Here is a 24,199-nt window from a genome sequence, read left to right as displayed (position 1 = left end):
CACGCCCCGATCTTCTTCATACCAACGAACGCTGGCATCTCAGCCGGACGCCGTTGGCAATAGAACCCAGCTTCCGCTAGGATGACGAGGGACCGATATCCAAAAAAGGGGAGACTTTCGCCTCCCCCCTTCCGGTTTTTTAGTAGCGGTAATGATCCGGCTTGAACGGCCCTTCCGACGTCACGCCGATGTAGGCAGCCTGCTTGGGGGTAAGCTTCGACAGCTTCACGCCCAGCTTCTCGAGGTGAAGCGCGGCCACCTTTTCGTCCAGATGCTTGGGCAGGACATAGACATCGTTCTTATATTCGTCCGACTTGGTCCACAGTTCGATCTGCGCCAGCACCTGGTTGGTGAAGCTGGAGGACATCACGAAGCTCGGGTGGCCGGTGGCGCAACCCAGGTTGACGAGGCGGCCCTTGGCGAGGACGATGATCTTCTTGCCGTCGGGGAATTCGACCTCATCGACCTGCGGCTTGATCTCGGTCCACTTCATGTTGCTGAGGCCAGCGATCTCGATCTCGCTGTCGAAATGGCCGATGTTGGACACGATCGCCATATTCTTCATCGCGCGCATGTGATCGACGGTGATGACGGCTTCGTTGCCCGTCGCGGTGACGAAGATGTCGGCGCGGGTCGCCGCTTCTTCCATCGTCACGACTTCATAGCCTTCCATCGCGGCCTGAAGCGCGCAGATTGGATCGACTTCGGTCACCAGAACGCGAGCGCCACCGTTGCGGAGCGAAGCGGCCGAACCCTTGCCAACGTCACCGAAGCCCGCGACGCAGGCGACCTTGCCGGCCAGCATGACGTCGGTGGCGCGACGGATGGCATCGACCAGCGACTCCTTGCAGCCATAGAGATTGTCGAACTTCGACTTGGTGACGCTGTCGTTGACGTTGATCGCCGGGAAAGGAAGCTTGCCCTTCTTCGCCAGCTCATAAAGGCGATGGACGCCGGTGGTGGTTTCTTCCGACACGCCCTTGATCGCGGCGACGGTCTTGGTCAGGTAGCCCGGACGATCGGCCAGGAAGCGCTTCAGCGTGGCGACGAAGATTTCCTCTTCCTCATTGCCCGGCGTGAACAGCTCTTCTCCGGCTTCGACGCGGGCGCCCCACAGCGCGAACATGGTGGCGTCGCCGCCGTCATCCAGGATCATGTTGCAGGGTGTGTCACCCCAATCGAAGATGCGGATGACATAGTCCCAATATTCCTCCAGCGTTTCGCCCTTGACGGCGAAGACGGGGATGCCGCGCGCGGCGATTGCGGCAGCGGCGTGGTCCTGGGTCGAGAAGATGTTGCAGGAAGCCCAGCGGATTTCCGCGCCCAGCTCGGCCAGTGTCTCGATCAGCACGGCGGTCTGGATCGTCATGTGCAGCGATCCGGTGATGCGCGCGCCCTTCAGCGGCTTTGCAGCGCCGAATTCGGCGCGCAGGGCCATCAGGCCGGGCATTTCGGTTTCGGCGATCTCGATTTCCTTGCGGCCGAACGCGGCAAGGTTGATGTCGGCGATCACATAGTCCTGCGCCTGGGTGGCGGGTGCTGTGGCCACGAGCGTGTCTCCATCGGTTTAGAATGTGCCGGAGCCGATCGCATGGCGAAACGGCGGCGATGGCTTGCGCTTTACCAATCGCCGCCGTTGATGGCAACTCAATATAAAGTTTTCTTTATGTCACTCTTCACCAGGTCGGGAGGCGACCGCGACCCTCGTTTCACCCAGATCGGCAGATGGCTCCGCTTCCTGACCCGCAATCGCCATAACGACGTCGCAGCGGGCGCCCGAAAGATGCGGGGTCGTACCGGCAGCGTCCGACAGTTCAAGCAGCGCCGCCCGGGTCGCGGGAAGTGCGTTGGCTGCATCCGTGATCGACTGAAGATCGCGGCAGGCGAGCCCTTCGGCCCCGGCGCCATAGACATTGGCGAGGCTGGTCACATAATTGTCGTAAGCGCCCAGCGCGCCGATTGGTCCGGCAACCGAACGGAAATGTTCGCGAAGCTCGTCATTGACCTGCGTCAGCGCGTCACGCTTTTCCCTGATAAAGCGATTATAGTCGGCCAGGAAATTGCTGCCCGTGGACCGACAACGCAGTGCGGACACCATGAGCATCATCTCAAAATCCCGAATTTGCGCCGCCTCTACCGCAACCTTCTTCCAGCAAGGCGCGGCGCTGGCAGGCGCGAGCGGCATCGCTGCGGCAATCATAGCCGCGACAAACTTCTTCATGATTTGAACCCCCGAGCAATTCCCGAGGATGAAGGTGCGCCCGCGCGCTTGCCGCGTTGTAAATGAAGGCAGTTAGCGGGAATTTACCCGGAAATGTTCAGTTACGATGCGGAAACAAACTCTGTTTCGCGCCATCGTTGCGCAGCTGAACCGGGAAAATATTTCGCAAATTATGCGACGTGATCAGGCGGAGCCAGCGCCGCTCACCAGATGAGACGCGTCGACTCCGGCAGCGGCATAGGCCGCCGCCCACTTTTTTTCCGCCGGAACGTCGAACAATAGATCCGCGCTGCATCCCGCCGGGAACCAGCTTTCGCCGGTCATCTCCTGATCGAGTTGTCCTGCGCCCCAACCGGCATAGCCGAGCGCGACGATATAGCGACTGGGACCAGTGCCTTCCGCGATCGCCTTCAATATCTCCAGCGAGCCGGAAAGCCCCCAGTCTTCCCCGACCTCCACCATGTCATGCCCTTTCCAGTCGAGGGAATGCAGCACGAAGCCCCGGCGCGGTTCGACCGGACCGCCGCGAAGCACGGGTATGTCGGGGACATTGGCGGGATTGATGTCAAAGCTTTCGAGCAGTTCATGCAGCCCGACGCCCTCAATTTCATCGCTGACCGCGATGCCGAGAGCGCCATTTTCATCATGGACGCAAATGGCGATCACGGAATGATCGAAGCGCATGTCTTCCATGCCCGGCAAAGCGAGCAGGAACTGACCGGCATAGGAGCGAAGCTGATCCATAAGATGAATATACGCTGCCCAGCGGCTTTGCCAATGGCGGGCTGTCGTTCACCAGGGGCGATGGCCCGCCTTGACACAGGGCCGCCAAGCGCCGACCTCCCGCCTCATCAACGGCAGGAGACAGAATATGACCATCGCGAAAGGGGATCGCATCCCCGCCACTACCTTTGCCAAGATGACGGAAAATGGGCCGGAACAGATTTCCTCCGACGAATTTTTCAGGGGGCGGACGGTGGCGCTCTTCTCCGTGCCCGGCGCCTTTACGCCGACCTGCTCGGCCAAGCACCTCCCCGGCTTTGTGGAGAAGGCCGACGCGCTGAAGGAAAAGGGCGTGGACGAGATTGCCTGCACCGCGGTCAATGACCCTTTCGTCATGGGCGCCTGGGGCAAATCAGCCGGAGCAGACGATAAAGTGACCATGCTGGCGGACGGCAATGGCGACTTCGTCAAGGCTGCGGGCCTGACGATGGACGGCAGCAAGTTTGGCATGGGCACGCGTGGCCAGCGCTTTTCCATGATCGTAAAAGATAGCGTGGTCACCGAACTGAATGTCGAGGCACCGGGCGAGTTCAAGTTTTCGTCGGCTGATCATCTGCTGGGGCAGCTCTGAGGCGATTGCCGTGCGACGATAACCCCGTTGCGCGGCTACCCCGCCTTCCTTCCGTCACATATCTGCGGTAGCAATGTTCGATGACGAAAAGCATCGGCAGCGCGGCGGTCGCGCAACTGGACAGGATTTACCAGACCTCTATCGGAAATCTGCGCGAGGCCATGCAGGCCTATGCCCGCGATGGCAGCGTGCCGCCGCCAGAGGCAAAGTCCGATCGCCGCTTCTGTTATCCCGAACTGCGCGTCATCCATCATGCCGAAACCGATGCCCCGCCACCCGGGCGATCCTTCGCCCGTCTGTCCAAGCCCGGCCTTTATACAACCACGGTCACCCGGCCGGAAATGTTCGGCGATTATCTGGCCGAGCAGATCGACTTGCTCGTCCGGGATTATGGAGTGGGGGTCGAAACGGCGGTCAGCGATCAGCAGATCCCCTTTCCCTATGTGCTGGATGGGCTGGACATCAGCGCTCTTGACGGCACCCCTCCCACCGAACTGGCGCGCCATTTTCCCGCAACCGAGTTGGCAGAGATCGGGGACGAGATCGCCGATGGCCTGTTCATGCCGGATGCAGATGGGCAAAGGCCGCTGGCGCTGTTCGACGGGCTGCGCACCGATTTCTCGCTTGCCCGACTGAAACATTATACCGGCACGCCAGCCGAGCATATTCAGCGATACATCCTCTTCACCAACTATCATCGCTATGTCGATGAGTTCGTAGCCTGGGCCTGTGCGGAACTGCAAAGAAACGGCTCGCCCTACACGGCTTTGTCCGGCGCAGGCGGCGTCTATGTGACGCGGGAGACGGCCGATCCAGCGCGCATGATCGCCGACAGTGCATGGCGCAAGCATCAGATGCCCGCCTATCATCTGATCGCGCCCAATCGCAGTGGTATCACGCTGGTCAATATCGGCGTCGGCCCCGCCAATGCGAAGACCATCTGCGATCATCTGGCGGTGCTGCGGCCGGAAGCCTGGTTGATGATCGGTCATTGCGGCGGCCTGCGACCCAGCCAGCGGATCGGCGACTATGTGCTCGCCCATGCCTATCTGCGCGATGACAAGGTGCTGGATGATATGCTGCCGCCGGAAATTCCGGTGCCAGCTATTGCGGAAGTTCAGGTCGCCCTAGCCAAGTCCGCCGAGGCAGTTCTGGGCGGCAGCAGCGAGGAGGATTTCAAGCGCAGGCTGCGCACCGGGACCGTGGTGACGACCGACGATCGAAACTGGGAACTGCGCTATTCCAGTTCAGCGTTGCGCTTCAGCCTGTCGCGCGCGGTCGGGATCGACATGGAGTCCGCTACGATCGCGGCACAGGGCTATCGTTTCCGCGTTCCGTACGGAACATTGCTCTGCGTGTCGGACAAGCCGATCCATGGCGAACTGAAGCTGCCGGGGCAGGCGAACCGCTTTTATGAGGAAGCCATTGCCGGGCATCTGCGGATCGGCCTGATGACGTGCGAACTGCTGCGGCAGGAAGGCCCTAAGCTACACAGCCGGAAACTGCGGGCGTTCAACGAGCCTCCATTTCGGTGATGGATTAGCGGGGTCAGCTGGTCAGGAATTCCACCATGGCCTCGCCCAATTCCTTCTTCGTGACCGCAGCCATGTGATTGCCGGGTATCTCAACATAGCGGCCGTTGGGCAGAGTATCGACAAGCTCCTGCGCCACGCCGTTGTCCTGGTCATCGACGCCGCAGATGACTTCGGTCAGCTGCATGAAGGTCGCGATCGTTTCGGCCGACGTGTCCACGAACGTGTTCAGGATATGCAGAAGCGCGACCGGATCGCCCTTCGTCGTCTTCAGGAAGGCTTCCGTCATCCATTCCGACGTACCGCGCTCGAACGTGCCGAGGTTGGTGAGGACGTTGCGATAGTAGCCGCCCTTGTCGAGCGTATTGACGAGGCCGCGCAGTCCCATGCCAGCGAGGATCACCCGGCGCGGGGCTGCGCCGCGCGCCAGCATCCGTACCGTCGTCCGCGCGCCCAGTGAATAGCCGCCCAGGTCGTAATCGGTGAGGTCCAACTGGTCGATGACAGCCAGATTGTCGTCCGTCAGGGCATCGGGCGGATAGGCGGCGGGATCATGCGGTTTGCCGCTTTCGCCATGTCCGCGCAGATCGGGCATGATCAACCGGAAGCCAGCCTTCACAAGCCGCTCGGCATGGCCGTAACGGATCCAATTGGTCCAGGCGTTGGAGAAATAGCCATGGATGAGGACGAGGTCGCGTCCCTCCCCCGCGATATGCACCGCAATGGGAAGACCGCCCAGCCCCTCAACTTCCACTTTCTCTAGCTCAAGGCCGGTCATGATCACTCCCTCACTGTGTCGACGCTGCTCGATATGGCCTTGGCATCGCCTTGTCGATGGCGGCGTAGGCCAAGCATCAGCAGGGCGATTAGCGCACCGACCTGAGCGGCGGCCATGTCCTTCTGCGGGTCCCAGACGTCGCCTTGCTGGCCATTATACCAGTCAGCGGTTTCTCCTTCCGCCATCAACGTCAGCAGCCATTCGAAACTTTCATAAAGGGCGCTGATGAAGCCGATCGTGACGAAGCCGAAGGCCAGGCTCCAACCCAATGTCACGCCGCCCCGCCGCCGCGCGATCTGCGCCAGCGGGTGCGTCAGAAGCAGACCAAAAGCGAAATGGACGAGCCGGTCATAGCCATTGCGCTGCCAGCCAAACGTGCCCGAAAGATCATGGCCTGTCATCGAGCGCGCCCAATCGTCATAGGGCACATAGGAATAGATGTAGCGTCCGCCCAACGTATGCAGGAGCAGGAACAGGGTGATGCAGCCCACTGCGCCATTACTCAGAGGCCAGCGGCGCAGGAGCCACGGCGCAGCCAATGCGAGGGCGATCGTCGGCCCATGCTGTAACGGCGCGAGTTCGGGAAATGGCTGATTGATCTGGGCGGCGACGATGGCGCCGATCAGCAGCAGGATCATCCGGCGCTGCGCTATCGGAAGGCTTTTCCAAACAGCGGCAGCGCCGGAGATCATAGAGGGCCTCAGCCCTTCTTCAGGTGGCGGCGGCCCAGCAGTTCAGCGATCTGCACGGCGTTGAGTGCCGCGCCCTTGCGGAGGTTATCGCTGACGCACCAGAGGTTCAGGCCATTTTCGATGGTCGAATCCTCGCGGACGCGGCTGATGAAGGTGGCATAATCACCCACGCACTCGACGGGGGTGACGTATCCGCCATCCTCGCGCTTGTCGACGAGCATGATGCCCGGCGCTTCACGCAGGATGTCCTGGGCTTCCTTGGCCGAAATCTCGTTTTCGAACTCGATGTTCAGCGCTTCGGAGTGACCGACGAAAACGGGCACGCGCACGCAGGTCGCGGTCACCTTCACCTTGGGATCGAGAATCTTCTTCGTTTCCGCGACCATCTTCCATTCTTCCTTGGTCGAACCATCGTCCAGGAAGACGTCGATATGCGGGATCACGTTGAAGGCGATCTGCTTGGTGAACTTCTTCGCCTCGGCCGGATCGCCCACGAAGATGTTGCGCGACTGTTCGAACAGTTCGTCCATGCCCTCTTTGCCAGCACCGGAAACGGACTGGTAGGTGGCCACGACGACGCGCTTGATCTTCGCGGCGTCATGGAGGGGCTTGAGCGCAACGACCATCTGCGCGGTCGAGCAGTTCGGGTTCGCGATGATGTTCTTCTTCTTGTAGCCATCGATCGCGTCCGGGTTCACTTCGGGGACGATCAACGGCACATCCGGGTCCATGCGGTAGAGCGACGAATTGTCGATCACCACGCAGCCAGCCGCAGCAGCCTTGGGCGCATATTCAGCCGTCGGGCCAGAGCCAGCGGCGAACAGGGCGATGTCCCAACCCGTGAAGTCGAAATGCTCGATATTCTTGACTTTGAGCGTCTTGCCGGTGTCACCAAAATCGATTTCGGTGCCCTGCGACCGGGGCGAAGCAACCGCCGCGATCTCGTCAATCGGGAACTCGCGCTCGGCGAGAATGGTCAGCATTTCGCGGCCCACATTGCCCGTGGCACCAACGACGACGACCTTGTAACCCATGACTAGAGACTCCACTCCATGCAAAATTGCGCAAGGGCGCGCCATAGCGTTGTCCCGGCAATTGTCCAGCATGAAGCGGCTTTGCGGCCCGATAGCCCTTATTTACCCGGCTGCGGCTCCTCGGGCGCGGTTCCGTTGCGGCGAAGGAAATCCTCGATCGTGCGCCACAGGTGGATGCTGACACCGGGGCCGCCCACCCGATGTGTCTGGCCAGGATAGACCATCATCTCGAACGGTACGGCGGCGCTCTGCATCCGGGCCATCAAGGCGGTGGCGTTGTCGAACACGACATTGTCATCGGACATCCCGTGGATAAGCAGCATCGGGTCCTTGATCTTTACCGCATCGTCGATGGCGCCGGACGCCGGATAGGCGCTTGGCCGGTCCTGCGGCTTGCCCAGATAGCGCTCGGTATAATGCGTGTCATAAAGCTCCCAGCGAGTTACGGGAGCACCCGCGATCGCGGCGGAGAACAGGCCTGGCGCCTTTTCCAGCAGCTTGACCGACATATAGCCGCCATAGGACCAACCATAGGTCGCGATCCGATGCGGATCGACATAAGGCTGCGCTTTCAGCCACTCGACGCCCTTCAGCTGGTCGTCGACTTCTACCGTGCCCATTGCACGATATAATTGATCCTCGAACGCCTTGCCGCGATCCGGCGTGCCCCTGTTATCGATTGCGAAGACGATCCAGCCCCGATCCACCAGATATTGATAAACGGGCGACCCCCATTGATTGGTGACGACCCTTCCCGCGCCCGGCCCGCCATAATGCAACATGAAGACGGGGTATTGCTTGCCCGGCTCCAGCGGCGGGGTCATGATCCGCGTATAGAGCTTTGACCCATCCGCCGCCTTGATCGTGCTGAAGCGGGTTTTCGCGTGGCTGGCGAGGTAGGGGGCGTAAGGGTGATCCCCGGTTATGGCATTTTCTGACAGCCACCGAAGTCGCTTGCCGCTGTCATCCGCCAGATAGACTTGCCTGGGCTGGTCCGTATTGCTGCGAGAGATCACCAGATGCGTTGCGCCGCTGTCCATCACCGCATCGTTCCACCAGCCATTACTGGTCAACTGCCGCAACGGCCCCTTGCCCGACAGGGAGCCTGCGTAAAGCTGCTGCTCCAAAGGCGTTTCGCGATTGCCGGTAAAATAGACGGTGCCCTGACGCTCATCGACCGCCACCACGTCCCGCACTTCCCATGCGCCGCTGGTCAGCGCGACCCACTTGCCGCCACGAACATCGTAGAGATGGCCGTGCCCCGTCCTCTCCGACCACCACAGGAAGCTGCCGTCATTCAGCGGCTTGAAATTATTGCTGAGGTTGATCCAGCTTCTCGCTCTTTCGGTGAGCACGATCCTGGACTTACCCGTCACAGGATCGACCGCCAGCAGATCGAGCCGCTTCTGATCACGGGTCTGGCGCTGGACATAGAGCGTTCGGCCATCCTTGGACCAATCGACCCGAGCCAGATAGATGTCGCCGTCATCGCCAAGGTCGACCTTCACTTGGCCACTGCCATCCGGCCGCATGACATAAAGGTCGACTAGCGCGTTGGGTGTCCCCGCAGCGGGATAGCGTTGCTGATAGACCTTCGTCCCTTCGCCGCCGATCGCCGTGCGGGTGACGATACCGACCGGTCCTTCATCCACGCGAGCAACCGCGATCAACTGGTCGTCCGGCGACCACCAATAGCCGGTGCGTCGGTCCATTTCCTCCTGCGCCACGAACTCGGCCACGCCCCAGCTGACCGTCTCGCTCGCCCCCTGCGTCACCTGCCGCTCTCGCCCACCGATCGGCTGCACGAAGAGGTTGCCGTCGCGCACGAAGGAGACAAAGCCGCCCCTGGGACTGACCACGCCATTCAGTTCGCTGCTCGCAGTGTTGGTCAAGCGCGACACCTGGCCATCAAGCGATGCAAGGTAAAGATCGCCATCCACCGGGACGAGGATGCTCCTGCCATTGGGAGCCCAGTCATAGCTGGCGATCCCGGTGCTGCCTGCAACCGACCGGTCCCGTTCGCGCTGCATCTTTTCCGCTTCTGAAAGCTCGGCGCCGCTGCCGGTCTTCCTTGAATCCACCAGCATACGCTCAGCCCCAGTCGCGCTGTCGATAGCCCAAAGGTCCAGCCGTTCCTTCTCGTCCGCGCGGGGCTTGAGCAGCGTGACAAGCTTGCCATCTGGCGAGAGCTTCAGCGCTCGCAGCTGAGGCCCCGACAGGTCGGGATTGGCGAAGATGCGCTCCAGCGTCAGTGTCTGCTGTGCCGAAACCGGGATGGCAGCACTTGCGAGCAATGCAAGAGCGGCTGCGCTGCCCTTCAACAGTGATGACATCCTTATCCTTTCGCCTCGGCCAAGACAGCCGGATGTATCGCCGCGAGTTAACGCGGAGCGGACGAAAAGATCAATGCAGGGACATAATCTTTCTCACCATGATCTGAAGATCATGGTGGGCGCGACAGGGATTGAACCTGTGACCCCACCCGTGTGAAGGGTGTGCTCTACCGCTGAGCTACGCGCCCCCTGAAAGGAGGATGCGGCCATTGGCATCGGCTACGGCTCCTGTCAAGACGGGCTTAGACGGGGAGTTGCAAATTGCGCACATTGCCTTTTAGGCATGAAAGTTTAGTGGCAGGAACGAAAAAGGGAGTAACTATCGATGCGTCAGACCATTGCCCTCATGATCACTGGGCTTCTTCTCACCAGCTTGGCGGCCTGCAACACGGTCAAGGGCGTTGGCCGGGACATTGAATCGGTCGGCCGGGCCGGTGAGAGGGCGATGTAAGGATAGGTCAGCCCTACCTTCACACTGATTATTGGAGGACGCGGTCAGTCATGGCCACGCTTCTTTCCAGCTTCACGCCGTCGCAATCCGGCTGGCCGCAGTTGCATGCCGCGATGGTGTAGCGGACACCGCACATCACAAGGACGTCATGGTCGAAGGTATAGTTGGAAATCCCTGCCCGCTCGACCTTCTCTCGCGCTCTGGCTTTCAGAGACATGTGAAATTTCCTCCCATTCACCGTCCGCACATGATCTTTGCTGCTCTGCACAAAGTCAATTGACCGGGATCGGTTCCTGAATGGATTGTCATAAATCCGTCCAGAAAATGACACGATCCAACGCCCTCCGCTACTATGCTTGCGCGGTAGCCCATTCGCACCCATATGCCGCGCCATGAACGACCAACGCTCCTCCGCCATGCCCGTCTGGCACGGCACCACCATCATGTCCGTACGAAAAAATGGGAAGGTGATCGTGGCCGGTGACGGCCAGGTTTCCATGGGCCAGACGGTGATGAAGCCCAATGCCCGGAAGGTTCGCCGCTTGCATGATGGCTCCGTCATCGGCGGTTTCGCTGGAGCGACGGCTGACGCTTTCACCCTGTTCGAGCGGCTTGAAGCGAAGCTGGAACGGCACAATGGGCAGTTGATGCGCGCCGCCGTGGAGTTGGCCAAGGACTGGCGCACCGACAAATATCTCCGCAATCTGGAAGCGATGATGATCGTCGCCGACAAGGAGGTGACGCTGATCCTGACGGGCAATGGCGATGTGCTGGAGCCGGTCGGCGGCGTGGCGGCTATTGGATCAGGCGGCAATTTCGCGCTCGCAGCAGCCCGCGCGCTTGTTGAGTATGAGGAAGATGCAGAGACGCTTGCGCGTAAGGCGATGGCCGTGGCGGCGGACATCTGTGTCTATACCAACGATCAGCTTGTGATCGAAGAATTGGCGAGCGTGACCTAGTCTATCAAAGCCCCTCCCTTCCAAGGGAGGGGTTGGGGTGGGCATTTTTCCCTGTCCCTAAAAAGTTGAAGTCGATTGCTTTCGCAATCGCCCCCACCCCCCGGCCCCTCCCGCTTGCGGGAGGGGAGTGAGAAGAAGATGAACGACAATCTGACACCTAAGGCCATTGTTTCTGCTCTCGACGCGCACATCATCGGTCAGGCCGACGCCAAGCGCGCCGTTGCCGTGGCGCTGCGCAACCGTTGGCGTCGGCAGCGCCTCTCGCCCGATCTCCGCGATGAGGTTACGCCCAAGAACATCCTGATGATCGGCCCCACCGGCTGCGGCAAGACGGAGATCAGCCGCCGCCTTGCCAAGCTCGCAGACGCGCCCTTCGTGAAGGTTGAGGCGACGAAGTTCACCGAGGTCGGCTATGTGGGCCGCGATGTGGAACAGATCGTGCGCGATCTGGTCGAGGAAGCGGTGCGCCTGGAAAAGGATCGGCGCCGCGAAGCCGTTCGGGAGGCTGCGTCAGAGGCCGCGATGAACCGTCTGCTCGACGCCCTCACCGGCAAGGAAGCGAGCGAGGCGACCCGCCTCTCCTTTCGCCAGCGGATCGAGAATGACCAAATGAACGATGTCGAGGTTGAGGTGGAAGTCGCCGATAGCCCCTCCATGCCGATGGAAATCCCCGGCATGGGCGGTCAAGTCGGCATGATCAACCTGTCCGACATGATGTCAAAGGCGTTCGGCCAGACCCAGAAGAAGCGCCGCAAGCTGCGCGTAGCCGAGGCTTGGGACAAGCTGGTCGAAGAAGAGCAGGACAAGCGGCTGGATCAGGACGATGTCGCCCGCGTCGCAATCGCAAGCGCTGAGCAGAATGGCATCGTCTTCCTCGATGAGATCGACAAGATCGCCGTCAGCGATGTGCGCGGCGGTTCCGTCAGCCGCGAAGGCGTGCAGCGCGACCTGTTGCCGCTGATCGAGGGAACGACGGTATCGACCAAATATGGCCCGCTAAAGACGGATCACATCCTGTTCATTGCATCGGGTGCTTTCCACGTCGCGAAGCCCAGCGACCTGCTGCCGGAGCTTCAAGGGCGGCTGCCGATCCGTGTCGAGTTGAAGGCGCTGACGGAGGATGATTTTGTCTCGATCCTGTCCGACACCAAGGCGAGCCTTGTTGCGCAGTATCGCGCACTGTTGGCAACCGAAGGCGTCACGATCGACCTGACGCCCGATGGCATTCGCGCGGTCGCGAAGATCGCTGCCGAGGTGAATGGCGAAATCGAGAATATCGGCGCCCGCCGCCTCCAGACCGTCATGGAAAAGCTGCTGGAGGATGTGAGCTTCGAAGCCGAGGATCGTCAGGGCGAAACGCTGGTGGTCGATGCGGCTTATGTCGAGAAGCAGCTTAGTGAGGTGGCGCGGAACACCGACCTCAGCAAGTACGTGCTGTAGTTCTCTCTAGCCCCTCCCTTTCAAGGGAGGGGTTGGGGTGGGTCGCGAGCGAAGCGAGCCCGTCTACCTATCGTCGGAGCGCGGGCGCCGCTAGCGCGGCGCACCCACCCCCATCCCCTCCCTTGGAAGGGAGGGGCGTTTTTAGGTTCAGTAACTGCGCCCAACCAGGACTCGCTCCACCGCCTTCTCGCCGGTGAAGATGCATTCACCATCAGCAGCGTCCGCATCCAGCGGCACGTTGCGCAGGGTCAGCTTCTCACCCTTCAGCCACTCGATCACCTTGTCGAGCGCCGGACCCGTGGGCTTGGCCCATTGCACCAGCGCCCAGCCCTGCTTCTTGCTCGCAGCAAAATAGGCTTTGAGCGCGTCCAGCGACATAATCGACTTGTCGATATTACCATGCAGCCGGGCCTGCGCATCGGCGAACAGAGCCTGCTGAATCTCCTCCAGCATGCCGGTCGCAGCGGTCAGGAAATTGCCCTTTGCGACGATCTGGCTGTCGAGCTTCCCATCATCACGATAAAGGCGATCGCGGCGCAGAACCGATACGTTCCCACCCGCAACGTCGCGGCCACCCACCTCGATCACGATCGGCGCACCCTTCTTTACCCAGCCCCACCGCTTGTTGGCAGCCTTTGCGGGCCGCTTGTCCAGAAGCGCGCGGACGGGCTCGCGGAATACGTCCTGCTTGTTCAACTCGGCGACCAGATCGGCGCAATAATTCAGGATCGCGGCATCCTCGTCATTGTCGCGCAGCATCGGCACTACCACGATCTGATAGGGCGCAAGGCGGGGCGGCACGCGCAGACCGTCATCATCGCCATGCACCATGATGAGGCCGCCGATCATGCGGGTCGACATGCCCCAACTGGTCGTCTGCGCCAGTTCCTGTTGCCCTTCGGCATTCTGGAACTTGATGTTCTGCGCCCGCGAAAAAGTCGTGCCGAGGAAATGCGACGTGCCGGCCTGAAGCGCCTTGCCATCCTGCATCATCGCTTCGATCGAATAGGTCGCGACAGCACCGGGGAAGCGTTCATTCTCCGGCTTCTCGCCAGCGACCACCGGCAGCGCGACGCACTCTTCGGCGAAGCTGCGATAGACTTCCAGCATCTTCATCGTCTCTTCCATAGCCTCATCGACGGTGGCGTGCGCCGTATGCCCTTCCTGCCAGAGGAACTCGGCAGTGCGCAGGAACATGCGCGTGCGCATTTCCCAGCGGACCACATTGGCCCATTGGTTGATCAGCACCGGCAGGTCGCGCCAGCTTTGCACCCAGCGGGAAAAAGCCGCGCCTATCACCGTTTCCGAAGTGGGACGAACCACCAGCGGTTCTTCCAGCTTCGCTTCGGGATCGGGCACCAGCTTGCCGTCTTTCTGGATCAACCGGTGATGCGTGACGACCGCCATTTCCTTGGCAAAGCCGTCCACATGCTCCGCTTCCTTTTCGAAATAGGAAAGCGGGATGAAGAGCGGGAAGTAGCAATTTTCGTGGCCGGTTGCCTTGATCCGCTCGTCCAGCAACTTCTGCATCCGTTCCCAGATGCCGTAGCCCCATGGCCGAATGACCATGCAACCGCGAACGCCGCTTTCCTCGGCCATGTCGGCTTCGCTAACGACGGCCTGATACCAGGCGGCGAAATCCTGTTCGCGGGTAACGGAAAGGGCGTGCTTCACGGGTCCGGCCTTGTTCTTCGACTTAAAGGATGGCGCGCCATAGGCGAAGCGCGCCGTCCCGTCGACCCCGAACGCGCGGGCTCAGCCCAGCTTGTCGATCTTCGCATTCAGGGCAGAAAGCTGCGCCTTCAAATTCGCGATCTCGTCGTCCTTGCTGCTTTCGGAGGTAGGCTGCGCAGGCGCCGATGCGCCCGGCATCCCCGGCATCGTGGGCATTCCGGGCACGTTGCCGAAGGCATTGGCCGCGGCTTCGAACATCTGCATGTTGCGCTTGGCGATCTCCGCCAGCGGGCCACCGCCAAAGGCGCCCTTCATCGCTTCCTGAAACTGCATCTGGTTCTTGCGGAACGCGTTCATCGACTCTTCCAGATATTGCGGCACCATCGACTGCATGGAATCGCCATACATGGCGATCAGCTGGCGCAGGAAGTTGACGGGCAGCATGTTCTTGCCCCGCTGCTCTTCCTCCATGATGATTTGCGTGAGGACATTATGCGTAATGTCCTCCCCGGTCTTGGCATCCACGACCACGAACTCGCGCCCCTCACGAGTCATTTGCGACAGCAGATCAAGAGTGATGTAACTGGACGTTTCCGTGTTATAGAGACGCCTGTTCGCATATTTCTTGATGATGACCGGCTCTGATTCATTGGCGGTCTTGGTTTTGGCCATGGATTCCTCTCCCACACCTGTACATTCCGCATTAGCACAAGGCGTTACCGCACCGCAACATGGCCCTCGGCCATTGCCCCTCTTTCTCGACATTTTATGGCGGGAAACGGAGCATGACCCTGATCTGCGACGGGCAGCTTTCCAAGGTCTGCGTAAATATCAGGACGCCACCCGGCCGTCTCCGCCACCGGCGCCCGCCGTCTTTGCTGCGGCCGGAAGCGCCAGATTGCTGCGATACGGCACGGAAAATGGCCGTGCGCCCGTCGTCTTCATCCCTTCACTTATCAACCCGCCACAGGTTCTTGACCTGTCGGAAGGGCGATCCATGCTGCGCCACATGGCCGCAGCAGGACATGACGCCTATCTCGTCGATTGGGGCAGCCCCCGCGCCGAGGACGCGCACCTTGACCTTGAGCATCATGTGACGAAGCGCCTTCTTGCTCTGCTGGAAGCCCTCCCCCACCCGCCCATTCTCGTGGGCTATTGCCTGGGGGGCAGCCTTGCGCTGGGCGCGGCGGCCGTTGCTGGGGTGAAGGCCGTCGCCACCATCGCGGCGCCGTGGCAATTTGATGGCTTTCCCGATGCCGACCGCAACCTCATCGCGTCACTCTGGCGCGGCGCGAAGGCCACCAGCGAGCAGCTCGGCTATGTGCCAATGGAAGTGCTGCAATCAGGCTTCTGGGCGATGGACCCAGCCCGCACCATCCGGAAATATGCGGCGTTCGCCGGAATGGAGCCAGACTCTGAAGCAGAGCGCGCTTTCCTGGCCGTGGAGGATTGGGCGAACGGAGGATCCCCCCTGACCTTCGCGGCAGGCCAGGAGCTGTTCGAGAACTTCTACGGACGCAATGTCACTGGCCAACGGCAATGGCGAGTCGATGGCAAGACGGTCGATCCTGAAAGCCTTCGCTGCCCGACATTCTCCGTCCGATCCGCCACCGACCGGATCGTCCCGGCCAGCGCGGCGCCGGAACTGGCTGACGGCTTTACATTGCAACTCGGCCATGTCGGGATGATCGTCGGAAGCAACGCCCGTCAGCTGCTCTGGGACCCGCTGTCCCTATGGCTTTCAACCCATGGAGGTTGATGATATTGCAACCGCGAACTGAAACCATTCATCGAGGACAGGACTTTGTCAGACATCGTCATAACCGCTGCAAAGCGTACCGCCGTCGGTAGTTTCATGGGCGCATTCGGGTCCACGCCTGCGCATGAATTGGGACGCACCGCCATCATCGCGGCGCTTGATCAGGCCGGGGTTGCGGCTGAGGAAGTCGATGAGGTCATATTGGGCCAGGTCCTGAGCGCGGCGCAGGGGCAAAACCCCGCACGTCAGGCCGCCGTCAACGCTGGAATTCCGGTGGAACGCACCGCCATCGGCATTAACCAACTGTGCGGATCGGGTCTTCGCGCGGTCGCGCTCGCGGCGCAGGCGATCAAGGCGGGTGATGCCCGCATCATGATCGCGGGCGGTCAGGAAAGCATGTCGCTCGCTCCCCATGCGCAATATCTGCGCGGCGGGGCGAAGATGGGTCCGGTCTCATTCATCGACACGATGACGCATGATGGCCTGACCGATGCGTTCAACAACTACCACATGGGCGTGACCGCCGAAAATCTGGCGGAGCGCTATCAGATCAGCCGCGAAGCGCAGGATGAATTCGCCGTGGCAAGCCAGAACAAGGCGGAAGCCGCGCGGGCTTCGGGCCGGTTCAGGGACGAGATCGTCCCGGTGACAGTGAAGGGTCGCAAGGGCGATACCATCGTTGATGCCGACGAATATATTCGCGCTGGCGCTACGCTGGCAGCGATGCAGGGCCTGCGCCCCGCGTTCAAGAAGGACGGCAGCGTAACCGCAGGCAATGCCAGTGGCATTAATGACGGCGCTGCTGCACTGGTCCTCATGACCGCAGCCGATGCCGCCCAGCGGGGCGCTGCCGTTCTTGGGCGTATTGCCGGCTTTGCCACCTGTGGGGTTGATCCTGCCATCATGGGCATCGGCCCCGCCCCCGCTTCGCGCAACGCGCTTGCCAGGGCGGGTTGGTCCCTGGCTGACCTTGACCTGATCGAAGCGAACGAGGCTTTCGCGGCCCAGGCGCTGGCGGTAGGTCAGGAACTGGGATGGGACCCGGAAAAGGTCAATGTGAACGGCGGCGCGATCGCCATCGGCCATCCGATTGGAGCGTCGGGCGCGCGCGTGCTGACCACGCTGCTTTACGAAATGCAGAAGCGCGATGCGAAGAAGGGCCTCGCCACACTATGCATCGGTGGTGGCATGGGCGTCGCCATGTGCATCGAAAGATAGTTGGTGAATGGGGCCGCCGGATCGAGTTCGGCGGCCTACCCCACATCCTTATTTCCAGATCCGATCGTAACGGGGACCGAGGCCGGTCAGCAATTCATATTGCGATAGGCCGGATAGCATAGCGGTCGCAGGCAAGTCATATGCGATGTCGAGCCAATCCCCTTCCAACACCGACGGCATCGCAGAGACATCCACCGCGACGAGGTCCATCGAAACCCGTCCCACGACCGGCAGTTGAACGTCGCCCGCGCTAACCATCCCTCGACCGGAAAAGCAGCGCAAATAGCCGTCCGCATAGCCGATATTCAACACAGCTATTTCCATGTCGCGCTCGGCGATATGAAACGCGTTATAGCCTATCCCATCGCCTGCGGGCACATGGCGCCGTTGCAGCACCTGCGCTTGCGGAAAGACGACTTGCGCGATGTTTCCGGCGGCTTCGGTTCTGGGGATGCCGCCATAAAGCGCCAGCCCCGGCCGCGTCAGGTCAAATGCATAGGCTTGCCCCAGGCAAATGCCCGCGCTGTTCGCCAGGCTGTAACGGCGGGCTGTAGCGTCACCCCTTAGGGCGCCGAAGCGATCAAGTTGCAGTTTGCTTAGCCCGGTATCCTCATCGGCCGATGCGAGGTGACTGAGCAGCGTATCGACCGTCAACCCGTCCAAAGCGGCCGCGACGTCACTCCGCCAATCCAATCCGAGCCGGTTCATGCCCGTATCAACCATCACGTCGCAGGCGCCTCCACCTGCCGCCTTCCACCGCGCGATCTGATCCGCCGTGCAGAGAACGGGCCGCGCGCGTGACGCGATCGCCCTTTGCATATCCTCGCCGCGCACGCCGTGGAATACGGACAGGTTGATCCCATCCTGCAACATCGGCTCCAGCAAAGCCGCTTCAGCCCAGTTCGATACGAAAAAGTCCCGGCAGCCCGCAGCGAGCAGGCGGCGCATCACCTCGACCGCGCCGGTGCCGTATCCATTCGCCTTGATAGCGGCGCCACATGCAGCGCCGCCGCTATGCCGTTGCAACCAGCGCCAGTTATTCACAAGTGCGCCGCCATCAAGGCGAAGGCGCAGCGGAGCGGTAAATGCGGTCATCGCCGTTGCGATAGCGGCATCCAGTACAGGCGTCGAGGGTTTCCCGGGCGCGGCTTCTTGCTCCGGGCTCAGCGATTGCCGACGTGACAGCCTTTGAAAGCTGGACCCGTAATGCAATCGCGGTCAGCCTATCGGCCCCTGAAAGACCGAACCTGACGCAGCGCCTATCGGCTAACGGCGCACGGGGTTCCGGTATCCATCAAATTGGGGCGCGGACGGGAATTCCCACCGCGCCCAACTCCAATTTCCTATTCCAGTTCCAGGATGATCGCGTCCACCGGCAGGCTTTCGCCTTGCGCGGCCGACACGCTCTTCACCACGCCCGCTTTGGCAGCGCGCAGGATATTTTCCATCTTCATCGCCTCGATCACGGCAAGCGGCTGACCGGCCTCGACCTTGTCGCCTTCGTTCACGTTCAACGCGACCAGCAGGCCCGGCATCGGGCAGATCAGGAAGCGCGACAGGTCCGGCGGGATCTTTTCGATCATATGCTTGGCGTGTGGCGCAGCGTGGGCAGGCAGGATGCGCAGCTTGTGGCTGGCGCCATGCGTCGTCAGTATGAATCCGGCGCGAACCGGCGCGATCTTGACCGCCAGATCTTCCTCGCCGAACTCCGCATCGATCAATCGGTCGCCGGGCGTATATTCCAGCGCCATGTCGATCGCTTCGCCATCGACGGTCACATCATCACCATCGATGGAGACATCATGCACGACATCGCCGATCTTGACCTGCCAGCCCGTCGGTGCACGGAGCTTCTTCCCAAGCTGCCCGTCGATGCGGCGGGCACGATCGGCCTGCGCCATCGCTGCAAAAGCGCCAATCGCGGCCAAGCGCTTCAGCAAGGTTTCGGACGCGGGCGCGCCGGTGAAACCCTCTGGATATTCCTCCGCGATGAAGCCGGTCGTGATATTGCCCGAACGGAAACGTTCATGCTGCATCAGCGCTGACACGAAATCGATATTGTGGCCCGGACCTTCAATTTCGAACTGGTCGAGCGCCGTGATCTGCTTGTCGATGGCTTCCAGGCGGGTCGGCGCCCAAGTGATCAGCTTGGCGATCATCGGGTCATAGAACATCGACACTTCGCCGCCTTCGACCACACCGTCGTCCACGCGGACGCCATTGCCGGTTTCAGGTGGATTGTAACGGATCAGTCGCCCGGTGGACGGCAGGAAGCCCCGATAAGGATCTTCGGCATAGACGCGGTTTTCGATCGACCAGCCATTGATCTTCACATCTTCCTGACGGAAGCTCAGTTCCTCGCCATTGGCGACACGGATCATCTGCTCGACCAGATCGACGCCGGTGATCTCTTCGGTCACCGGATGCTCGACCTGTAGCCGGGTGTTCATCTCCAGGAAGTAGAAGCCATCGCCGGTCTTGTCCTCACCCGACACGATCAGTTCGACCGTGCCCGCGCTGAAATAGCCGACCGCGCGCGCCAGCGCGACGCACTGGTCGCCCATTTTCTTGCGCATTTCCGGGGACACGAACGGCGAAGGCGCTTCCTCGACCACCTTCTGGTGGCGGCGCTGGATAGAGCATTCGCGTTCGTTAAGGTAGACGATGTTGCCGTGCTGGTCGCCCAGTACCTGGATTTCGATATGGCGCGGGCTTTCGATGAACTTCTCGATGAACACGCGGTCATCGCCGAAGCTGTTCAGCCCCTCGCGCTTGGTCGCCTCAAAGCCTTCGCGGACATCCTGCTCGCTGTAGGCCAGGCGCATTCCCTTGCCGCCGCCGCCGGCCGAAGCCTTCATCATCACCGGATAGCCGATCTCGTTTGAGATGCGCACGGCATGCTCCGTATCCTCGATCACGCCGACATAGCCGGGGACGACATTGACGCCCGCTTCCATGGCAAGCTTCTTGGATTCGATCTTGTCGCCCATCGCGGCAATGGCATTGGCGGGCGGGCCTACGAAGATGATGCCTTCTGCGTCCAGCGCTTTGCGGAAGCTCTCACGCTCCGACAGGAAACCATAGCCGGGATGCACTGCATCCGCGCCGGTATCCTTGCATGCCTGAATGATCTTTTCGGCGATCAAATAGGACTGCGCGGCGGGCGACGGGCCGATATGCACGGCTTCATCGGCCATCAGCACGTGGGGCGCACGGGAGTCCGCATCGGAATAGACCGCAACGGTCTTGATGCCCATCTTCCGCGCGGTGCGGATGACGCGGCAGGCGATTTCGCCACGGTTCGCGATCAGGATCTTGGTGATTGCCATTATTGCTCAGCCTTCATTCCAAATAAAAGGGCATTCATCATATTGCTGCGCCGACAGTTCTTTATGCACCCGTTTCCTGCCCGTAAAATAAGTACATAGAAACTTTGCTTCATCAGCATGAATCGCGGAACCGATAATAGCGGGGTGCTCAGGGAAATACTCTTCGTCCAGTAGGACACGGTCGCCAGAGAATAGTAGGAAAACTTCGAACATCCCTGCTGCCATCAGGAATGCTAAAAAAATATACTTAAGCGGCTCTCGTCTCACTCAGCCGCTTCCAGATGCCCGTGCGGCTGCGCCATCATTGGCGTCAACCCGAGCTTGGAGAGCAGCGCGCTATCCTTGTCATCCCCGGCATTGGCCGCCGTCAGCAACTTGTCGCCGGTGAAGATGCTGTTCGCGCCCGCCATGAAGCAAAGCGCCTGACACGCCTCGCTCATGCTCTCGCGTCCAGCGGAGAGGCGCACCATCGATTGCGGCATGACGATCCGTGCCACGGCGACGGTACGCACGAACTCCACCTCATCGATCTTCGCGAGCGGCGTGTCCTTCAACATGTCGCCCAGCACGGTCCCGGCCACCGGCACCAACGCGTTGATCGGCACGCTTTCAGGATGCGGCATGGTGCCAAGCGCATGGAGGAAACCGATGCGGTCGGAGCGCGTCTCCCCCATGCCGACGATCCCGCCGCAGCACACGTTGATGCCCGCATCGCGGACATTTTCCAGCGTCTCGATCCGATCCTCGAAAGTCCGGGTCGTGATGACGTTCGCGTAATTTTCCGGCGATGTGTCGATATTATGGTTGTAATAATCCAGCCCAGCATCTGCGAGCTGCTTCGCCTGATCGGACGACAGCATGCCCAGCGTCATGCAGGTTTCCATGCCCATCTGGCGCACGCCCTTCACCATTTCGATGAGCTTGGGCATGTCCCGTTCCTTGGGGTTGCGCCATGCAGCCCCCATGCAGAAACGGCCCGATCCATGGTCCTTCGCCTGTGCCGCCGACTGAAGCACGGCCTGCACGTCCATCAGCTTGGTGGCCTTCAGGCCGCTGTCCGCCTCGGTCGACTGGCTGCAATAGCCGCAATCTTCTGGGCAGCCACCGGTCTTGATCGACAGCAGGGTCGACAGCTGCACTTCATTGCGCGGATGGTTCGCGCGATGGATCGATTGCGCTTCGAACATCAGGTCGTTGAAGGGCAGGTCGAACAGCGCGGCAATCTCGTCGCGGGTCCAATCAGTGCGGGGTGTAGCGGTGGTCAAGCGGCTTCCTCCAGCCCCGCCGGGGGCATGTTGTGGCCGAGGAGGCGCAGCACGTCAGCGGCGCATTCCACGACATTGGAACCGGGTCCATAAATGCCCTGCACGCCCGCGTCACGGAGATAGTCATAATCCTGCGGCGGGATGACGCCGCCTGCGATCACCTTGATGTCGTTGCGGCCCTTTTCGCGCAACTGCCGGATGAGTTCGGGGATCAACGTCTTGTGCCCAGCAGCCAGTGACGAAGCACCCACCACGTCCACGCCGCTATCCAGCGCCAGCACGACCGTTTCCTCCGGCGTCTGGAACAGCGGGCCGGATACGATGTCAAAACCCATGTCCCCGAAAGCGGAAGCAATCACATTGGCGCCCCGGTCGTGGCCGTCCTGTCCCATCTTGGCGATGAGAAGTTTCGGTTTGCGACCGAGGCGCCGCTCGACGGCCTGCACGCCGTCAAGAACTTGTTTCCACCGGCTATCCTGCGCATAGGGCTTGCCATAGACGCCCTTCACCGGCGTCGGCACTGTGCCGTAGCGATCGAAGCTGTCCTCCATCGCGGAGGAAATTTCGCCCAGCGTGGCGCGGGCGCGCGCCGCTTCGACCGCATGGGCGAGGAGGTTGTTCTCGATCGACTGCGGCCCGGCAGCGGCCTGACGCAGCGATTCGAGCGCGGCCTGACAGGCGACCTCGTCACGCTCGGCCTTGACCCGGTTGATGCGGGCGATCTGTGCTTCGCGGACCTTGCTGTTATCGACCTCCAGCGTTTCCAGCAGGTCTTCGTTGGCGAGGCGATATTTGTTGACGCCGACGATGACGTCCTCACCCCGATCCACGCGAGCCTGACGGGCGGCGGCGGCGGTTTCGATCATCGCCTTGGGCCAGCCTGCCGCGACGGCCTTCGCCATGCCGCCTTCGGATTCCACACGGTCGATGATTTCCTGCGCCGCATCGACCAGTTGCTGGGTCAACGCTTCGATATAATAGGAGCCACCCAGCGGATCGACGACGTTGCACATGCCGGTCTCTTCCTGGATGACGATCTGCGTGTTGCGCGCGATGCGGGCCGAAAAGTCGGTCGGCAGCGCGATCGCCTCATCCAGCGCGTTGGTGTGCAGCGACTGCGTGCCGCCCAGCATCGCCGCCATCGCTTCGATGGTGGTGCGCATGACGTTGTTATAGGGGTCCTGCTCGGTCAGCGAAACGCCCGACGTCTGGCAATGGGTGCGCAGCATCTTGCTACGCTCGTCCTTCGCGCCGAGCTGGGTCATGACGCGGTGCCACAATACGCGCGCGGCGCGCAGCTTGGCGATCTCCATGAAGAAATTCATGCCGATGGCGAAGAAGAAGCTCAAACGCCCCGCAAATTTGTCGATGTCGAGGCCGCTCGCCACGCCGTAGCGCACATATTCAGCGCCATCCGCGATGGTGAAGGCCAGTTCCTGCACCTGCGTCGCCCCGGCTTCCTGCATGTGATAGCCGGAAATGGAGATGCTGTTGAACTTGGGCATCTCACGCGAGGTGTAGCCGAAAATGTCGGAGATGATCCGCATGCTGGGTTCAGGCGGGTAGATATAGGTGTTGCGGACCATGAACTCCTTCAGAATGTCATTCTGAATGGTTCCGTCCAGCAGCTTGCGCTCGACCCCCTGCTCCTCACCCGCGACGATGAAGAAGGCGAGGATCGGGATCACCGCGCCGTTCATGGTCATGCTGACCGACATCTTGTCGAGCGGAATGCCGTCGAAAAGGATCTTCATATCCTCGACACTGTCGATCGCCACGCCCGCCTTGCCGACGTCACCCACCACGCGCGGATGGTCGCTGTCATAGCCGCGATGAGTGGCGAGGTCGAAAGCGACCGAAAGACCCTTCTGCCCCGCAGCCAGGTTACGGCGGTAGAAGGCGTTGGATTCCTCGGCGGTCGAGAAACCCGCATATTGCCGGACGGTCCAGGGACGGCCCGCATACATGGATGCGCGCACGCCACGAGTGAAGGGCGCGAAACCGGGCAGACCGGGATCGACGGTCACGTCCTCGGCAGTATAGAGCGGCTTGACGGTGATCCCTTCCGGGGTCTCCCAGTTCAAATCCTTGCCCTTCACTTCCTTGGCGGCGGCGGTGGCCCACTGATCCAGCGTCGGCTTGTCGGTCATTTGTCCCTAC

At 61.2% G+C, this 24,199-nt stretch carries 22 protein-coding genes and 1 tRNA gene; 7 read left to right on the top strand and 16 right to left on the bottom strand.

Going from position 1 to position 24,199, the window contains the following annotated elements:
- Nucleotides 1–139: 139 nt before the first annotated feature.
- The 3 genes from ahcY to ACZ5YV_RS04470 form a co-directional block, all read right to left on the bottom strand.
- Entirely contained in the window at nucleotides 140–1,549 is a 1,410-nt protein-coding gene (gene ahcY, locus ACZ5YV_RS04480; RefSeq protein ID WP_464788763.1) for an adenosylhomocysteinase, read from the bottom strand.
- A gap of 120 nt (nucleotides 1,550–1,669) precedes the next feature.
- The gene (locus tag ACZ5YV_RS04475; RefSeq protein WP_464788762.1) at nucleotides 1,670–2,221 is read right to left on the bottom strand and encodes a hypothetical protein; all 552 of its coding nucleotides are present in this window, start codon (nucleotides 2,219–2,221) and stop codon (nucleotides 1,670–1,672) included.
- A gap of 183 nt (nucleotides 2,222–2,404) precedes the next feature.
- Nucleotides 2,405–2,965, bottom strand: coding sequence for a YqgE/AlgH family protein (locus ACZ5YV_RS04470; protein WP_464788761.1), 561 nt, complete (start codon nucleotides 2,963–2,965; stop codon nucleotides 2,405–2,407).
- Between the two features lie 127 nt (nucleotides 2,966–3,092).
- On the opposite strand from ACZ5YV_RS04470, the gene ACZ5YV_RS04465 reads away from it, so the two are divergent.
- The gene (locus ACZ5YV_RS04465) at nucleotides 3,093–3,575 is read left to right on the top strand and encodes a redoxin family protein (protein WP_464788760.1); all 483 of its coding nucleotides are present in this window, start codon (nucleotides 3,093–3,095) and stop codon (nucleotides 3,573–3,575) included.
- A gap of 80 nt (nucleotides 3,576–3,655) precedes the next feature.
- Nucleotides 3,656–5,110, top strand: coding sequence for an AMP nucleosidase (locus ACZ5YV_RS04460; protein WP_464788759.1), 1,455 nt, complete (start codon nucleotides 3,656–3,658; stop codon nucleotides 5,108–5,110).
- A gap of 13 nt (nucleotides 5,111–5,123) precedes the next feature.
- Here ACZ5YV_RS04460 and ACZ5YV_RS04455 read toward each other — a convergent pair whose 3' ends face one another.
- The 5 genes from ACZ5YV_RS04455 to ACZ5YV_RS04435 all read right to left on the bottom strand — a co-directional run bounded on the left by ACZ5YV_RS04455 (nucleotide 5,124) and on the right by ACZ5YV_RS04435 (nucleotide 10,132).
- Nucleotides 5,124–5,885 (bottom strand): alpha/beta fold hydrolase, encoded by a 762-nt coding sequence (locus tag ACZ5YV_RS04455; RefSeq protein ID WP_464788758.1) that lies wholly within the window; start codon nucleotides 5,883–5,885, stop codon nucleotides 5,124–5,126.
- Nucleotides 5,886–5,887: 2 nt separating this feature from the next.
- A complete protein-coding gene (locus ACZ5YV_RS04450) occupies nucleotides 5,888–6,577 on the bottom strand; it encodes a DUF2238 domain-containing protein (protein ID WP_464788757.1) in 690 nt (229 codons plus the stop codon).
- An 8-nt stretch (nucleotides 6,578–6,585) separates the two neighbouring features.
- Nucleotides 6,586–7,611: an aspartate-semialdehyde dehydrogenase gene (locus ACZ5YV_RS04445; protein WP_464788756.1), complete on the bottom strand. Its 1,026-nt coding sequence runs from the start codon at nucleotides 7,609–7,611 to the stop codon at nucleotides 6,586–6,588.
- Nucleotides 7,612–7,709: 98 nt separating this feature from the next.
- The gene (locus ACZ5YV_RS04440; protein WP_464788755.1) at nucleotides 7,710–9,944 is read right to left on the bottom strand and encodes a S9 family peptidase; all 2,235 of its coding nucleotides are present in this window, start codon (nucleotides 9,942–9,944) and stop codon (nucleotides 7,710–7,712) included.
- A gap of 113 nt (nucleotides 9,945–10,057) precedes the next feature.
- Nucleotides 10,058–10,132 (bottom strand) — tRNA-Val (locus tag ACZ5YV_RS04435).
- A 137-nt stretch (nucleotides 10,133–10,269) separates the two neighbouring features.
- Between ACZ5YV_RS04435 and ACZ5YV_RS04430 the strand changes: the two genes are divergently transcribed.
- Nucleotides 10,270–10,395: an entericidin A/B family lipoprotein gene (locus ACZ5YV_RS04430; RefSeq protein ID WP_097091531.1), complete on the top strand. Its 126-nt coding sequence runs from the start codon at nucleotides 10,270–10,272 to the stop codon at nucleotides 10,393–10,395.
- Nucleotides 10,396–10,423: 28 nt separating this feature from the next.
- Here the strand turns inward: ACZ5YV_RS04430 and ACZ5YV_RS04425 are convergent, their stop codons facing one another.
- Nucleotides 10,424–10,612 carry a hypothetical protein gene (locus ACZ5YV_RS04425; RefSeq protein WP_464788754.1) on the bottom strand — a complete coding sequence of 63 codons (189 nt, stop codon included), beginning with the start codon at nucleotides 10,610–10,612 and terminating at the stop codon, nucleotides 10,424–10,426.
- A gap of 199 nt (nucleotides 10,613–10,811) precedes the next feature.
- Here ACZ5YV_RS04425 and hslV point away from each other — a divergent pair, with 199 nt between their 5' ends.
- Complete coding sequence (gene hslV / locus ACZ5YV_RS04420; protein ID WP_464789144.1) at nucleotides 10,812–11,354, top strand: ATP-dependent protease subunit HslV; 543 nt, start codon at nucleotides 10,812–10,814, stop codon at nucleotides 11,352–11,354.
- A 138-nt stretch (nucleotides 11,355–11,492) separates the two neighbouring features.
- Nucleotides 11,493–12,794, top strand: coding sequence for an ATP-dependent protease ATPase subunit HslU (gene hslU, locus ACZ5YV_RS04415; RefSeq protein WP_464788753.1), 1,302 nt, complete (start codon nucleotides 11,493–11,495; stop codon nucleotides 12,792–12,794).
- Between the two features lie 147 nt (nucleotides 12,795–12,941).
- Here hslU and proS read toward each other — a convergent pair whose 3' ends face one another.
- The gene (gene proS, locus ACZ5YV_RS04410; RefSeq protein WP_464788752.1) at nucleotides 12,942–14,468 is read right to left on the bottom strand and encodes a proline--tRNA ligase; all 1,527 of its coding nucleotides are present in this window, start codon (nucleotides 14,466–14,468) and stop codon (nucleotides 12,942–12,944) included.
- A gap of 81 nt (nucleotides 14,469–14,549) precedes the next feature.
- Nucleotides 14,550–15,140, bottom strand: coding sequence for a polyhydroxyalkanoate synthesis repressor PhaR (gene phaR, locus ACZ5YV_RS04405; RefSeq protein WP_464788751.1), 591 nt, complete (start codon nucleotides 15,138–15,140; stop codon nucleotides 14,550–14,552).
- Here phaR and ACZ5YV_RS04400 point away from each other — a divergent pair.
- Together ACZ5YV_RS04400 and ACZ5YV_RS04395 are read left to right on the top strand one after the other, a co-directional pair.
- The gene (locus ACZ5YV_RS04400) at nucleotides 15,139–16,227 is read left to right on the top strand and encodes an alpha/beta fold hydrolase (RefSeq protein ID WP_464788750.1); all 1,089 of its coding nucleotides are present in this window, start codon (nucleotides 15,139–15,141) and stop codon (nucleotides 16,225–16,227) included. The two genes, phaR and ACZ5YV_RS04400, sit on opposite strands and share 2 nt — an antisense overlap.
- Before the next feature lie 45 nt (nucleotides 16,228–16,272).
- The gene (locus tag ACZ5YV_RS04395; protein ID WP_464788749.1) at nucleotides 16,273–17,445 is read left to right on the top strand and encodes an acetyl-CoA C-acetyltransferase; all 1,173 of its coding nucleotides are present in this window, start codon (nucleotides 16,273–16,275) and stop codon (nucleotides 17,443–17,445) included.
- A gap of 48 nt (nucleotides 17,446–17,493) precedes the next feature.
- Here the strand turns inward: ACZ5YV_RS04395 and alr are convergent, their stop codons facing one another.
- The 5 genes from alr to scpA all read right to left on the bottom strand — a co-directional run bounded on the left by alr (nucleotide 17,494) and on the right by scpA (nucleotide 24,189).
- Nucleotides 17,494–18,540, bottom strand: a complete 1,047-nt coding sequence (gene alr / locus ACZ5YV_RS04390; protein WP_464788748.1) for an alanine racemase — start codon at nucleotides 18,538–18,540, stop codon at nucleotides 17,494–17,496.
- 248 nt (nucleotides 18,541–18,788) lie between these two features.
- The gene (locus ACZ5YV_RS04385) at nucleotides 18,789–20,774 is read right to left on the bottom strand and encodes an acetyl-CoA carboxylase biotin carboxylase subunit (RefSeq protein WP_464788747.1); all 1,986 of its coding nucleotides are present in this window, start codon (nucleotides 20,772–20,774) and stop codon (nucleotides 18,789–18,791) included.
- Between the two features lie 6 nt (nucleotides 20,775–20,780).
- The gene (locus tag ACZ5YV_RS04380; protein ID WP_464788746.1) at nucleotides 20,781–21,041 is read right to left on the bottom strand and encodes a hypothetical protein; all 261 of its coding nucleotides are present in this window, start codon (nucleotides 21,039–21,041) and stop codon (nucleotides 20,781–20,783) included.
- Nucleotides 21,038–22,039: a biotin synthase BioB gene (gene bioB / locus ACZ5YV_RS04375; RefSeq protein WP_464788745.1), complete on the bottom strand. Its 1,002-nt coding sequence runs from the start codon at nucleotides 22,037–22,039 to the stop codon at nucleotides 21,038–21,040. Before bioB ends, ACZ5YV_RS04380 begins: the two co-directional genes overlap by 4 nt.
- The gene (gene scpA, locus ACZ5YV_RS04370; RefSeq protein ID WP_464788744.1) at nucleotides 22,036–24,189 is read right to left on the bottom strand and encodes a methylmalonyl-CoA mutase; all 2,154 of its coding nucleotides are present in this window, start codon (nucleotides 24,187–24,189) and stop codon (nucleotides 22,036–22,038) included. Before scpA ends, bioB begins: the two co-directional genes overlap by 4 nt.
- Between the last annotated feature and the right edge of the window lie 10 nt (nucleotides 24,190–24,199).

This window comes from Sphingobium sp. TomTYG46, assembly GCF_055396345.1.
This window is presented reverse-complemented; position numbering and strand designations above follow the sequence as displayed.

Bases quoted from the DNA above. Each gene is read 5' to 3' on its own strand.
- ACZ5YV_RS04445 (WP_464788756.1), bottom strand. From the start codon at position 7,611: ATGGGTTACAAGGTCGTCGTCGTTGGTGCCACGGGCAATGTGGGCCGC.
- ACZ5YV_RS04465 (WP_464788760.1), top strand. From the start codon at position 3,093: ATGACCATCGCGAAAGGGGATCGCATCCCCGCCACTACCTTTGCCAAG.
- phaR (WP_464788751.1), bottom strand. From the start codon at position 15,140: ATGGCCAAAACCAAGACCGCCAATGAATCAGAGCCGGTCATCATCAAG.
- ACZ5YV_RS04450 (WP_464788757.1), bottom strand. From the start codon at position 6,577: ATGATCTCCGGCGCTGCCGCTGTTTGGAAAAGCCTTCCGATAGCGCAG.
- ACZ5YV_RS04470 (WP_464788761.1), bottom strand. From the start codon at position 2,965: ATGGATCAGCTTCGCTCCTATGCCGGTCAGTTCCTGCTCGCTTTGCCG.
- ACZ5YV_RS04425 (WP_464788754.1), bottom strand. From the start codon at position 10,612: ATGTCTCTGAAAGCCAGAGCGCGAGAGAAGGTCGAGCGGGCAGGGATT.
- hslV (WP_464789144.1), top strand. From the start codon at position 10,812: ATGCCCGTCTGGCACGGCACCACCATCATGTCCGTACGAAAAAATGGG.
- ACZ5YV_RS04430 (WP_097091531.1), top strand. From the start codon at position 10,270: ATGCGTCAGACCATTGCCCTCATGATCACTGGGCTTCTTCTCACCAGC.
- ACZ5YV_RS04400 (WP_464788750.1), top strand. From the start codon at position 15,139: ATGGATTCCTCTCCCACACCTGTACATTCCGCATTAGCACAAGGCGTT.
- ACZ5YV_RS04385 (WP_464788747.1), bottom strand. From the start codon at position 20,774: ATGGCAATCACCAAGATCCTGATCGCGAACCGTGGCGAAATCGCCTGC.
- ACZ5YV_RS04440 (WP_464788755.1), bottom strand. From the start codon at position 9,944: ATGTCATCACTGTTGAAGGGCAGCGCAGCCGCTCTTGCATTGCTCGCA.
- alr (WP_464788748.1), bottom strand. From the start codon at position 18,540: ATGACCGCATTTACCGCTCCGCTGCGCCTTCGCCTTGATGGCGGCGCA.
- hslU (WP_464788753.1), top strand. From the start codon at position 11,493: ATGAACGACAATCTGACACCTAAGGCCATTGTTTCTGCTCTCGACGCG.
- ACZ5YV_RS04460 (WP_464788759.1), top strand. From the start codon at position 3,656: ATGACGAAAAGCATCGGCAGCGCGGCGGTCGCGCAACTGGACAGGATT.
- ACZ5YV_RS04475 (WP_464788762.1), bottom strand. From the start codon at position 2,221: ATGAAGAAGTTTGTCGCGGCTATGATTGCCGCAGCGATGCCGCTCGCG.
- ACZ5YV_RS04455 (WP_464788758.1), bottom strand. From the start codon at position 5,885: ATGACCGGCCTTGAGCTAGAGAAAGTGGAAGTTGAGGGGCTGGGCGGT.
- scpA (WP_464788744.1), bottom strand. From the start codon at position 24,189: ATGACCGACAAGCCGACGCTGGATCAGTGGGCCACCGCCGCCGCCAAG.